11 protein-coding genes are annotated in these 12,320 nt (G+C 68.0%); 7 read left to right on the top strand and 4 right to left on the bottom strand.

The window, feature by feature from the left end; all coding sequences use genetic code 11:
- Positions 1 to 13 precede the first annotated feature (13 nt).
- The gene (locus Herbaro_RS17770; protein WP_275010944.1) at positions 14 to 1,105 is read left to right on the top strand and encodes a sn-glycerol-3-phosphate import ATP-binding protein UgpC; all 1,092 of its coding nucleotides are present in this window, start codon (positions 14 to 16) and stop codon (positions 1,103 to 1,105) included.
- 81 nt (positions 1,106 to 1,186) lie between these two features.
- Here the strand turns inward: Herbaro_RS17770 and Herbaro_RS17765 are convergent, their stop codons facing one another.
- Positions 1,187 to 2,134: a LysR substrate-binding domain-containing protein gene (locus Herbaro_RS17765; protein ID WP_275010943.1), complete on the bottom strand. Its 948-nt coding sequence runs from the start codon at positions 2,132 to 2,134 to the stop codon at positions 1,187 to 1,189.
- A 197-nt stretch (positions 2,135 to 2,331) separates the two neighbouring features.
- Between Herbaro_RS17765 and ppk2 the strand changes: the two genes are divergently transcribed.
- Positions 2,332 to 3,243: a polyphosphate kinase 2 gene (gene ppk2, locus Herbaro_RS17760; RefSeq protein WP_275010942.1), complete on the top strand. Its 912-nt coding sequence runs from the start codon at positions 2,332 to 2,334 to the stop codon at positions 3,241 to 3,243.
- An 83-nt stretch (positions 3,244 to 3,326) separates the two neighbouring features.
- Here the strand turns inward: ppk2 and Herbaro_RS17755 are convergent, their stop codons facing one another.
- The gene (locus tag Herbaro_RS17755; protein ID WP_275010941.1) at positions 3,327 to 3,878 is read right to left on the bottom strand and encodes a hypothetical protein; all 552 of its coding nucleotides are present in this window, start codon (positions 3,876 to 3,878) and stop codon (positions 3,327 to 3,329) included.
- Positions 3,879 to 4,233: 355 nt separating this feature from the next.
- On the opposite strand from Herbaro_RS17755, the gene Herbaro_RS17750 reads away from it, so the two are divergent.
- Complete coding sequence (locus tag Herbaro_RS17750) at positions 4,234 to 5,394, top strand: metallophosphoesterase (protein ID WP_275010940.1); 1,161 nt, start codon at positions 4,234 to 4,236, stop codon at positions 5,392 to 5,394.
- A gap of 18 nt (positions 5,395 to 5,412) precedes the next feature.
- Here the strand turns inward: Herbaro_RS17750 and Herbaro_RS17745 are convergent, their stop codons facing one another.
- On the bottom strand, positions 5,413 to 6,405 hold the full coding sequence (locus Herbaro_RS17745; RefSeq protein ID WP_275010939.1) for a GlxA family transcriptional regulator: 993 nt from the start codon (positions 6,403 to 6,405) through the stop codon (positions 5,413 to 5,415).
- A gap of 102 nt (positions 6,406 to 6,507) precedes the next feature.
- Here Herbaro_RS17745 and Herbaro_RS17740 point away from each other — a divergent pair, with 102 nt between their 5' ends.
- The 4 genes from Herbaro_RS17740 to Herbaro_RS17725 all read left to right on the top strand — a co-directional run bounded on the left by Herbaro_RS17740 (position 6,508) and on the right by Herbaro_RS17725 (position 10,562).
- On the top strand, positions 6,508 to 7,749 hold the full coding sequence (locus Herbaro_RS17740) for an MFS transporter (RefSeq protein ID WP_275010938.1): 1,242 nt from the start codon (positions 6,508 to 6,510) through the stop codon (positions 7,747 to 7,749).
- Positions 7,750 to 7,799: 50 nt separating this feature from the next.
- A complete protein-coding gene (locus tag Herbaro_RS17735; RefSeq protein ID WP_275010937.1) occupies positions 7,800 to 8,399 on the top strand; it encodes a TetR/AcrR family transcriptional regulator in 600 nt (199 codons plus the stop codon).
- Positions 8,400 to 8,436: 37 nt separating this feature from the next.
- Entirely contained in the window at positions 8,437 to 9,465 is a 1,029-nt protein-coding gene (locus Herbaro_RS17730; protein WP_275010936.1) for an NADPH-dependent curcumin/dihydrocurcumin reductase, read from the top strand.
- 86 nt (positions 9,466 to 9,551) lie between these two features.
- Entirely contained in the window at positions 9,552 to 10,562 is a 1,011-nt protein-coding gene (locus Herbaro_RS17725; protein WP_275010935.1) for an LLM class flavin-dependent oxidoreductase, read from the top strand.
- Between the two features lie 894 nt (positions 10,563 to 11,456).
- Here Herbaro_RS17725 and Herbaro_RS17720 read toward each other — a convergent pair.
- Positions 11,457 to 12,287 carry a GntR family transcriptional regulator gene (locus tag Herbaro_RS17720; protein ID WP_275010934.1) on the bottom strand — a complete coding sequence of 277 codons (831 nt, stop codon included), beginning with the start codon at positions 12,285 to 12,287 and terminating at the stop codon, positions 11,457 to 11,459.
- Positions 12,288 to 12,320: the final 33 nt, after the last annotated feature.

The raw sequence follows: 12,320 nt of genomic DNA, 5'->3' as shown, positions 1-12,320 counted from the left end.
AAGAAGATCCGATATGGCAGCAATCCATCTCAAGCAAGTCCGCAAGACCTACGGAAAAGGCCCCAAGGCGGTCGACGTCATCCACGGCATCGACGCCGACATCGCCGACGGCGAGTTCATCGTCATGGTCGGCCCTTCGGGCTGCGGCAAGTCCACCCTGCTGCGCATGGTGGCCGGCCTGGAAGAAGTCAGCGACGGCCAGATCGTCATCGGCGAGCGCGTGGTCAACGAGCTGGAGCCCAAGGAGCGCGACATCGCCATGGTGTTCCAGAACTACGCGCTATACCCGCACATGACGGTGTACGAGAACATGGCCTACGGCCTCAAGATCGCCGGCATCTCCAAGGCCGAGATCGACGAGCGCGTGCAGCGCGCGGCCGCGATCCTGGAGCTGGGCGCCTTGCTGGAGCGCACCCCGCGCCAGCTCTCCGGCGGCCAGCGCCAGCGCGTGGCCATGGGCCGCGCCATCGTGCGCAAGCCCGCCGTGTTCCTGTTCGACGAGCCGCTCTCCAACCTCGACGCCAAGCTGCGCGTGCAGATGCGCCTGGAGATCCAGAAGCTGCATGCCAGCCTGCGCACCACCAGCCTGTACGTCACGCACGACCAGGTCGAGGCGATGACGCTGGGCCAACGCATGATCGTGATGAACCGCGGCGTGGCCGAGCAGATCGGCACCCCGGCCGAAGTCTATGCGCGTCCGGCCACCACCTTCGTGGCCGGCTTCATCGGTTCGCCGCCGATGAACCTGGTGCAGGGCAAGCTGTCGGCCGACGGCGCCGCCTTCGAGGCCGAGAAGAACGGCCTGCGCGGCGTCATCCGCCTGCCGCAGGCGGTGGCGGCGGCCGGCGGCCGGGAGCGCATCCTCGGCGTGCGTCCCGAACACCTGCTGCCGGTGCTGGACGGTTCTGCCGCGCAGATGGAGCTGGACGTGGAGCTGGTCGAGGCGCTGGGCGCCGAGCTGCTGGTGCACGTGCGCTGCGGCGGCCAGTCGCTGGTGCTGCGCTGTCCGGCCAACGTCCAGGTCGCCACCGGCCAGCGCATCGGCGCCACCTTCGGCGCCGGCGACGTGCACTGGTTCGACGCCGGCACCACGCATCGCCTCTGATGCCGGCAGCCGGCCGGCGCGCATGAAAAAAGGCCTCGCGATGCGAGGCCTTTTCTTTTCCGGCAAGGGCGGGGAAGCAGTTCAGCCCGCTACCGCCTCCGCTTCGCTGAGCATCTGCACGCCGTTCAGGTTGCAGGACAGCACCGCCTTTTGCACCGCGTCGATCGCGGCCTGGCGGGTGAAGCTCTTGCGCCAGGCGATCACCACGCGGCGCGAAGGCGCCGGGCTGACGAAGGGCACGTAGCGCACCATGCCGTCGCGGGTGTCGGGGTCGGCGATCGAGGCCTTGGGCAGCACGGTCACGCCGATGCCCGAGGACACCATGTGACGGATGGTCTCCAGCGAGGAGCCCTCGAAGGTGCGGGCGATGCCGTCGCCGCTGGTGGAGAAGCGCGACATCTCCGGGCAGACTTCCAGCACCTGGTCGCGGAAGCAGTGGCCGTTGCCCAGCAGCAGCATGGTCTCGCTCTTGAGCTCGCGGGCGTCGATGTCGCGCCGATCGGCCCATTTGTGCTGGCGCGGCAGGGCCACCATGAACTCCTCGTCGTACAGCGGCAGCACGTTCAGGCCATGCTCGGGGAAGGGCAGGGCCATGATGGCCGCGTCCAGCTCGCCCTGGCGCAGCAGCTCGATCAGGCGGGTGGTGAAGTTTTCCTGCAGGATCAGCGGCATCTGCGGCACGGTCTCGATCATGGTCTTGACCAGCGAGGGCAGCAGGTAGGGGCCGATGGTGTAGATGATGCCCAGGCGCAGCGGGCCCGACAGCGGATCCTTGTTCTGGTTGGCGATTTCCTTGATGGCCGCGGTCTGCTCCAGCACGCGCTCGGCCTGGGCCACGATCTGCGCGCCCAGCGGCGTGACCGAGACCTCGGTGCCGCCGCGCTCGAAGATCACCACCCCCAGCTCGTCCTCCAGCTTCTTGATGGCGACCGACAAGGTCGGCTGCGCCACGAAACAGGCCTCGGCCGCATGGCCGAAGTGCTTTTCGCGGGCGACGGCCACGATGTATTTCAATTCAGTGAGTGTCATGCTGATCTGCGGAAATGACTATCGGTTTTCCAGCGACTATAGCCTATTTTCGCATCAGCGGTTCCGCGCGCCTGCGCGCGCCGCCATCCGGCCGTCCCGCTGTCACGTCTTCGTCACAATGGACATGTATGTTGTGTCCCACTTTTCCCGCGGCGGAAGGCCCCGCGCACGCCGCCCGTATTGCCAACGAGGAACCGATGACCAACGAAGAAATGATCAAGCGCATCCATCGCGAGCTGGCCGACAGCTACGACGAAGAGATGGAGCTGGAGCTGGAAGACCGCACCGTCGATCCGGTGACCGGAGAGATTTCCAGCGCCCACGGCGACGAAGAGAAGGAGTACCGCCGCCTGTATTTCCGCGAACTGTTCCGCCTGCAGGGCGAACTGGTCAAGCTGCAGGACTGGGTGGTGCAGACCGGCCACAAGGTAGTGATCGTGTTCGAGGGCCGCGACGCGGCCGGCAAGGGCGGCGTGATCAAGCGCATCACCCAGCGCCTCAATCCGCGCGTGGCGCGCGTGGCGGCGCTGCCGGCGCCCAACGACCGCGAACGCACCCAATGGTATTTCCAGCGCTATGTGTCGCACCTGCCGGCGGCCGGCGAGATGGTGCTGTTCGACCGCAGCTGGTACAACCGGGCCGGCGTCGAGCGCGTGATGGGCTTCTGCAACGACGAGCAGTACGAGGAGTTTTTCCGCTCGGTGCCGGAGTTCGAGCGCATGCTGACCCGCGCCGGGATCCAGGTGATCAAGTACTGGTTCTCCATCACCGATGAAGAGCAGCACATGCGCTTCCTCTCGCGCATCCACGACCCGCTCAAGCAATGGAAGCTCTCGCCGATGGACCTGGAGTCGCGCCGCCGCTGGGAGGAGTACACCAAGGCCAAGGAAGTGATGCTGGAACGCACCCACATCCCCGAGGCGCCGTGGTGGGTGGTGCAGGCGGTGGACAAGAAGAAGGCGCGCCTGAACTGCATTGCACACCTGCTGGACCAGATGCCCTACAAGGAAGTGCCGCATCCGCCGGTGATCCTGCCGGAGCGCGAGCGCCATGAAGACTACGAGCGCCATCCGGTGCCGCAGAGCATGATGGTGCCCGAGTCCTACTGAAGCCCGGTTGGAGCGGGCGTCGCCGCAATGAAAATGGCCGGAGCATGCTCCGGCCATTTTTGCTTTCAGCGTCCCGCCGCCGTTCAGCCGAAGTGCTTGTCGATGACCTCGCCGAAGGCCTGTTCGGCCGACATGCCCTTGAGCATCAGCGCGCTGATCTCGTCCGAGTACTGGTTGATGCCTTCGGGCAGCATCTCGCGGTTGGCCTTGAAGTAGACGTACTTTTCGCCGTCCACCGCCTCGCGCGCACGCGCGGCCGCGGTGACCGGGCGGGCCCCGCCGGCGCCGCCGCTGCGGGCCGAGGCGGCGCGCGCGGCGCGCGGGATGCTGCTGCGCGCGCCGCTGCCGCCGGTGGCGATGATGCGCTTGATCTGCTCCATCGTGAAGATCGCCGTCACGTTGCCGGGGCCGAACTCGTTCTCCTCCGGGCGGTGCAGGTGATGGTTGCCGTCGAAGGCCATCTTCTTGTCGAAGCTGTTGATCACCTCATAGTGCGGCTTCTGCACCGAGCCGAACATGGAGAAATGCACGCGATCGCCATAGGCCGTCATCTGCGCGACCACGCCGTTGAGGTATTCCGCCTTGATTGCCTCGACGTTGCCATGCCAGCGCTTGGTGGTTTTGCTTGAACTCAAAATAATTCTTTCAATGATGCGCGCGCGGCCTCCTGTCGATGGAATCGATGCGGCTGTGGGCCGCCAAGGTCGCGCGAATTAAAAAATCGGGGATCGAGGCAATATTATCCTCCTCTGTTCGTCTTCTTGCATGCCCCTCGCCGATTTTTTCTGTGGTGAAATCCGCCAACTATTGACGCCCAGTCAATCCCATGGCGGGTTTGGACAGATTTGGCCAGCTCGGCGGTTGAAAATCCGGCGTCGGGATCCATATCTGTCCGTATCGATGCAAGCTTTTCATCGCGTTTGAGGGGCGGCGCCGGCCGCCGTCGAGTCCGGCATGTCGTATCCTTCCCGCACAACAAGAAAGCCATTCATGCGCCGTACCTATTTCGGAGTCGTCATCTTCCTTGGCATCCTCGCTGCCCTGCATGCCTGGATCGGTTTCCAGCTGCTGCCCGCGCTGGCCGCCGGCAACGCCGCCTGGAGCGCGTTCGGCGCGGCAGTGCTGGCGGTGTCGGTGCTGCTGATGCCGGCCGCCATGTTCGCCCCCATCCTCAAGCGCCGCGGCATGGCCGAGCTTACGGCCGACCGCCTGGCCTGGGCCGGCATGCTGGCCATGGGCGCGTTCTCCTCGGCGCTGCTGCTGACCTTGCTGCGCGCCATCGCCCTGGCGCTGGCGCCGCTGCTGTCGCTGTCCGACATCCACCTGCGCGAGCTCGACGAGCTCACCGCATGGCTGGTGCTGGGCCTGACCGCGGCGGCCACCGTGATCGGCTTCCTCAATGCGCGGCGCACCGCCGCCGTGGTCGAGGTCAGCGTGCCGATCGCCAACCTGCCGCGCGCGCTGGAGGGCTTCACCATCGTCCAGATCAGCGACATCCACGTCGGCCCCACCATCAAGCGTCCCTACCTGCAGGCCATCGTCGACAAGGTCAATGCCCTCAAGCCCGACGTGGTGGCCGTCACCGGCGACCTGGTCGACGGCAGCGTGCGCCAGCTGGCGGCGCACACCGCGCCGCTGGGCGAGATCCGCGCGCGCCATGGCGCCTACTTCGTCACCGGCAATCATGAGTACTACTCCAACGCCCATGAATGGATAGACGAGGTGCGCCGCCTGGGCCTGACGGTGCTGATGAACGAACACGTGGTGCTGCGCCACGACGGCGCCGGCCTGGTGCTGGCCGGCGTGACCGACTTCACCGCCCACCAGTTCGACCCGGCCCACCGCAGCGACCCGCACGCCGCCATCGCCAACGCCCCCGAGGCGGCGCCGCGCATCCTGCTGGCGCACCAGCCGCGCAGCGCGATCGCGGCCGCCGAGGCCGGTTTCGACCTGCAGCTGTCGGGCCATACGCACGGCGGCCAGTTCTTCCCGTGGAATTTCTTCGTGCCGCTGCAGCAGCCCTATGTCGCCGGCTTGAAGCGCATGCAGCGGCTGTGGGTCTACGTGAGCCGCGGCACCGGCTACTGGGGGCCGCCCAAGCGCCTGCTGGCGCCATCCGAGATCACCCGCGTCAGGCTGACTGCCGGCTGATCTCCCGCCTGCGCCTCACTACGCGGCCGCTTCCGGCGCGCCGCGTTCCTCGCCCTGCCGCGCCAGCCGGCGCAAGGCCTGCGGCGGCTGCCCGAACAGCCGCATGCAGGCGCGTCGCATGCGGTCGGCGTCGCCGAAACCGGTGACGCGGGCGATATTGTCCAATGAGTCGTTCGATTCCTCGATGCGGATGCGCGCCGCTTCCGCGCGCATCTGCTCGATCGCCTTGGCCGGCGTCTGGCCGGTCTCGGCGACGAAGGCTCGGTCGAACTGGCGCCGGCTGAGGCAGGCGGCCTCGGCCAGGATGTCCACCGTCAGCGCCTGGTGCAGGTTCTCACGCGCGAAGGTGAGGGCGGTGCGGATGCGGTCGCCGCCCTTGCCGCCGATGCCATCCATCTCCTGCAGCGCCGAGAACTGCGACTGCCCGCCCGGACGCCGATGGAACACCACCAGCTCGCGCGCCACCGCGCGGGCCAGCTCGGCGCCGTGGTCATCCTCGACCAGCGCCAGCGCCAGGTCGATGCCGGCCGAGATGCCGGCCGAAGTCCACACCGAACCGTCGCGCGACCAGATGCGGTCGCTATCGACCAGCACCGCCGGATGCATCTTCTGCAGCTTGGCCGCCATGCGCCAGTGCGTGGTGGCGCGCTTGCCGTCCAGCACCCCGGCGGCGGCCAGCACGAAGGCGCCGGTGCATACGCCGGCGATGCGCCGCGAGCGCCTGGCCGCGCGCACGATGACCTGGCGCAAGTGCTCCGACACCAGGCCCTCGCGCGGCGCGCCGCCGCCGGCCACCACCAGCGTATCGAAGCGCTGCTCGCCGATGCGCTCGGTCTGCACGCAGGCGCCGGCCGAGCTGCGGATCATGCCGCCCGGTTCCGACAGCAGGGAGAGTCGGTAGAGCGGCTTGCCGGCGAGCCGGTTGGCGGCGTCGAAGGCCGACAACGGGCCGGTGAAGTCGAGCATGCTGCAATCGGCGAAGATCAGGAAGGCGGTGTCGCGGGCAGGCATGGCGTGTTCCGTGCGATGGCTTGAATTGCAGGAATTATGACATTTTGGACGTTGTGATGCCGGGCACACTGCGCAGGTCATCGAACCGATCAGGAGCCCCTCATGCAGTCCGCCGCCATGTCCGACCGACCCGCTGCGCCGCCGGCCCGCCACCGCTGGAAGGTGCTGGCCGCGGGCGTGGCCGCCAACGCCAGTTTCTCCGCCATCTTCTCCGGCATCCCGGTGACCTCGGTGGTGCTGCGCGCCGACTACCGGCTCGGCAACGCCGAACTCGGCCTGGCGCTCGGCCTGCTGAGCCTGGGCGTGGCGCTGGGCGAATTGCCCTGGGGCGTGCTGACCGACAAGCTGGGCGACCGCAAGGTATTGCTGGCCGGCCTGCTCGGCACCGTCGCCGCGCTCTGGCTGCTGATCGTGAAGGCCTTGCCGGGGCAGGGCGGCGCCACCTATTCCTGGCTGTGCGCCGGGCTGATGCTGGCCGGCCTGCTGGGCGGCAGCGTCAACGGCGCCAGCGGGCGCGCGGTGATGGGATGGTTCGCCGACGGCGAGCGCGGCCTGGCCATGAGCATCCGCCAGACCGCGGTGCCGCTGGGCGGCGGCATCGGCGCCTTGCTGCTGCCGTCGCTGGCGGCGCATGCGGGCTTCGGCGCGGTGTATGCGGCCTTGATGGCGGGTTGCCTGGCCAGCGTGGGATTGACGCTGCTGTGGCTGCGCGAGCCGCCGATCGCGCAAGCCTCGGCGCAGGCGGCATCGGCCGCGCCCGCGGCCCTGCGTCGCGCCGTGGTGTGGCGCCTGGCGCTGGCCACTGGCCTCTTGTGCGCGCCGCAGGTGGCGCTGATCAGTTTCGGCGGCATCTTCCTCAATGAGGCCGGTCATGCCGGCCTGCTGCTCATCAGCGCGGCGCTGACGGCGGTGCAGGTGGGGGCGGCGGTGTGCCGCATCGCCAGCGGCCGCTGGACCGACCGGCGCGGCAACCGCCGCAGCTACCTGCGCGGCTGCGCCTTGCTGAGCGCGGCGCTGTTCGCCTTGCTGGCGGCGCTGGCTATCGGCGGCGTGCAGGAGGCGGGCGTATTGGCCGCGGCGCTGGTGGCGGCCGGTGTGGCGGTCTCGGCCTGGCACGGCGTGGCCTATACCGAACTGGCCGTGATGGCCGGGCCGGCGCAGGTCGGCACCGCGCTGGGGCTGGGCAACAGTTGCGTGTTCGGCGTCTTCTTCCTCACCGCGCAGGCGGCGCCGGCGCTGCTGCAATGGCGCGGATGGGGCGCGGTATGGCTGGCCATGGCGCTGGTCGCGCTGGCGGTGCGGCCGCTATTCCCGGCACCGGCGCCGGCGCGGCCGGCAGGCTGAAAAAGGCCGGTCTTAGACGACCGGTCTAATTTTTCGCTAGAATGGCCGGCATGAGAGAAAGCTATGGCGAAAACAAGCGCAACATCCTGACGGCCGGCCGCGCGATCATCGCGCAGAAGGGCTTCTCGGGCGTGGGCCTGTCCGAGATCCTGTCGGCCGCCGACATCCCCAAGGGATCGTTCTACCATTACTTCGGCTCCAAGGAGCAGTACGGCCGCGAGCTCATCGAGCACTACGTCCAAGGCTACCTGGCGCTGCTGGAACAGGTGCTGGGCGCAACGCCCGCCGCCGGGGGCGCCCGCGAGCGCCTGCTGACCTACTGGGGCTACTGGCTGGAGAGCCAGTGCTGCGAGGAGTTCGAGCAGCGCTGCCTGGTGGTCAAGCTGTCGGCCGAAGTGGCCGACCTCTCCGAGGACATGCGCGCGGCGCTGCACGAAGGCACCGGCCGCTTCATCGCCCGCATCGCCGGCTGCATCGCCGACGGCGTCGCCGACGGCTCGCTGCACACCGTGCTGGCGCCGCTGCCCACGGCCACCATGCTCTACCAGCTGTGGCTGGGCGCCAGCCTGATGTCCAAGCTCAGCCGGGACCGCGCGCCGATGGAAAGCGCGATGCAGGTCACGCGCCGCGTGCTGGTGCCTCCGCAATGAATCCCGTCTTCCGACCATCTTCCCGAAAGGACATTCCATGAGCGCAACCCACGCCGTCAATCGCCGGATCGTTCTGGCCTCGCGCCCCAGCGCCGCGCCCACGCCCGAGAACTTCCGCCTGGAGGAGGCGCCGGTGCCGGCGCTGCAGGACGGGCAACTGCTGCTGCGCGCCGAGTGGCTCTCGCTGGATCCCTACATGCGCGGCCGCATGAGCGACGCGCCCTCCTATGCGCCGCCGGTGGCGGTGGACGCGGTGATGACCGGCGGCACCGTCTCGCGCGTGGTGGCCTCGCGCCATCCCGGCTACCGCGAGGGTGAGCTGGTGATGGCCTACACCGGCTGGCAGGAGTACGCCGTCTCCGACGGCTCCGGCGCCACCAAGCTGCCGGACGGCTTCGCCCATCCCTCGCATGCGCTGGGCGTGCTCGGCATGCCCGGCTACACCGCCTATGCCGGCCTGATCGACATCGGCCAGCCGCGCGCCGGCGAGACCCTGGTGGTGGCCGCGGCCACCGGCGCGGTCGGCTCGCTGGTCGGGCAGATCGCCAGGATCAAGGACTGCCGCGTGGTCGGCGTGGCCGGCGGCGCCGAGAAGTGCGCCTATGCGGTGAAGGAGCAGGGCTTCGACGCCTGCATCGACCATCGCGCGCCTGACTTCGCGGCCCAGCTCAAGGCGGCCTGCCCCGACGGCATCGACATCTATTTCGAGAACGTCGGCGGCGCCGTGTTCGACGCCGTGGCGCCGCTGCTCAACACCCATGCGCGCATTCCTGTGTGCGGCCTGATCGCCCACTACAACGGCGGCGGCATCGCCACCGACAGCAGCGCCCTGCTGCGCAGCGTGCTGACCAAACGCATCCAGATCAGGGGTTTCATCATCTTCGACTACTACGTCAACCGTCCCGATCTGCACGCTGCCTTCCAGCACGACGTCGCCGGCTGGCTCAAGGACGGCAGCCTGCGCTATCGCGAGGATGTCGCGCACGGCCTGGAGAACGCGCCGCAGGCCTTCATCGGGCTGCTGCAGGGCAAGAACTTCGGCAAGCTGGTGGTCAAGCTCGACTGAGCCGCCGCGCGCATCCCGGGCCAGCATGTCGCGGCCCGGCAACCCGGTGCGGCGGCGATCCCGGCGCGCCACGAGGATTTCCATTCATGATTCCATTTTCCGTACTGGACCTGTCGCCGATCAACAAGGGCAGCACCGCGGCCCAGGCCTTCCACAACACCAAGGAGCTGGCGCAGCTGGCCGAGAAGCTGGGTTACCGGCGCTACTGGCTGGCCGAGCACCACAACATGAGCGGCATCGCCAGCGCCGCCACCTCGTTGGTGATCTCGCACGTCGCCGCCAACACCAGCACCATCCGCGTGGGCGCGGGCGGCATCATGCTGCCCAACCACTCGCCGCTGGTGATCGCCGAGCAGTTCGGCACGCTGGAGTCGCTCTATCCCGGCCGCATCGACCTCGGCCTGGGCCGCGCGCCAGGCTCCGACCAGCGCACCGCGCGCGCCCTGCGCCGCCATATGGGCGGCGACACCGCCGAGAACTTCCCGCAGGACGTGGTGGAGTTGCAGGAGTATTTCGCCGAACCCTCCGACTACCAGGGCTTGCGCGCCGTGCCCGGCGCCGGCCTGCATGTGCCGATCTGGCTCCTGGGCTCCAGCATGTTCAGCGCCCAGCTGGCGGCGGAGCTGGGCCTGCCGTTCGCCTTCGCCTCGCACTTCGCGCCGGGCTTCATGAAGTCGGCGGTGGAGATCTACCGCGCCCGCTTCAAGCCTTCGGCGGCGCTGCAGAAGCCCTATGTGATGCTGGGCCTGAACGTGTTCGCGGCCGACACCGACCGCGAGGCCGAGCGCCTGTTCAGCTCGCTGCAGCAGCAGTTCATCAACCTGATCCGCGGCACGCCGGGGCAGCTGAACCCGCCGGTGGACGACATCAGCGATTATTGGCAGCCCGGCGAGCAGGCCCACGTGGAGCGCTCGCTGGCCTGCGCGGTGGTGGGCGACCGCGAGACCGTGCGCGAAGGCCTGCAGAATTTCATCGACGACACCGCGCCGGATGAGCTGATGATCACCGCGCAGATCCACGATCATGCGGCGCGCCTGCATTCCTTCGGCATCGTGGCCGAGGTGCGTGAGGAGCTGGAGAGCAGGGTGGCGATCTGACGGTGTTGCGTGATGGGGGCGCGGCTCGAGCCCGTGATGCTTGAGGTGCGCTTCTCTGTATCGTCTTCGCGAAAGCGGGGATCCAGCGACTTTCGTTGCGCTCCTTGGATTCCGTTCGGGCTGAGTAGCCGCTTTGGCGGCGTATCGAAGTCAGCGTGGATGCCGTCGTTGTTTGCGTAGTCTGGTCTTGCTGCGTGCAGATGTACCGGCTTTAGACTTATCTTTCTCCGGTCGGGCCGGAGCGCCGGGGGCGGCCCGGCAGCCGCTTACTTTCTTTGGCCCGCCAAAGAAAGTAAGCAAAGAAAACGGCCCCTAAGTGCCAGCCCCTTCGGGGTACCCGTCGGAGCGTCGCAAAAAGTGGGGTCGTCAGAGTCGCTGCGCTCCGGCTGACGCCCTGATCCACTTTTTGCGCCGCTCCGACGGCTGGCCCACAAGGGGAACAGCGTGTCCGGCTCGCCTGAGGCCTCGCGCTGTCTCTTACTCGCCTGCGGCTTTGTCTTGCTTGTTGCTCGTTGGCGGTTCCCTTGGGCGACTCACTATCTCATTTAATCCGTCGTCCCCGCGAAAGCGGGGATCCAGCGACTTTCGTTGCGCCCCTTGGATTCCGTTCGGGCTGAGTAGCCGCGCAGCGGCGTATCGAAGCCGGTGCACCGATGCCTCCAGCACCAACCAGTCATGTTCGGCCACCGTCTATGCGCGGCGAAAGCCGCTGGGTTCCTGCTTTCGCAGGAACGACAGGCAGGCGATGGCATCGGGCGTCATTGGTGCGAGTCGCCCACTACTCGTCGTCCCCGCGAAGGCCGGCCCCCAAGCGTCATTGCCTTCCTCCCCTCAACAAAAAACGGCATTGCCCATCACAGGCAATGCCGTTTCTCTTTGATGCGGAAAAAACGCCTATTCCATCCCCAACATGCGCGCCAGGTTGTTGCCGCTCTTGGCGCTCACCAGGTGGATGTGCTCCTCCAGCGTCACCAGGTGAGCTTCCATCGCCGCCACGGCGCCGCGTTCGTCGCCGCGTTCGATAAGGTCGACGATGCGGGTGTGCTCCTCGTGTTCGCAGGAGGCGTAGCCGGCCGGCTCGTGCAGCGCCACGATCAGCGAGCAGCGCGAGACCAGTTCGCCGAGGTAGCGCTGCAGCGTGGGATTGCGCGCCAGTTCGGCCACCCGCATGTGGAACGACGACGCTAGCCGGGCCCAGCTGGTCTGGGCATAGCTGTGCATCACCTCATGCTCTTCCTTCAGCTGGCGCCGCAGCTTGGCCAGGTCGGCGCGCGTGGCATTCTTCACCGCCAGCCGCATGATGGCCGCCTCCAGCGCGCGGCGCGCCTCGAAGATCTCGCGCGTCTCCTCCGGCGTGGGCATGGCCACCACCGCGCCGCGGTTGGGGCGCAGCTCGACGATGTGCTCGTGCGCCAGCTTCTGCAGCGCCTTTTGCACCACCGTGCGGCCCACGCCGAACAGTTCGCACAGCGCCGCCTCGGGCAGCTTGGTGCCGGGCGCGAGGCGCTGGCTCATCACGCTGTCGAAGACCGTGTTGTAGATGCGGGTGATGATGTCGTCGCCGGCCTCGGCGTCGGCCTGCAGCGCGGGCGCGTCGGCCAGTTCCTGGTGGCGCACCCGCGGACGGCCGGCGCGCGAGGCGGGGGCGGGCGCCGCCGCTTCGGCGGCGCTGGCGCGGCGTTTGGTGTTGCCTTTGGCGTTGTTGCGTGGAGAGGTTTGGCTCATCGTCTGTGCATCGTTCGTGCATCGTGTTCTGGA

Origin of the sequence: Herbaspirillum sp. WKF16, assembly GCF_028993615.1 — a bacterium.
Taxonomy (GTDB): domain Bacteria; phylum Pseudomonadota; class Gammaproteobacteria; order Burkholderiales; family Burkholderiaceae_D; genus Herbaspirillum.
The sequence above is the reverse complement of the archived record's forward strand: the minus strand, read 5'-3'. Positions and strand labels throughout refer to the sequence as shown.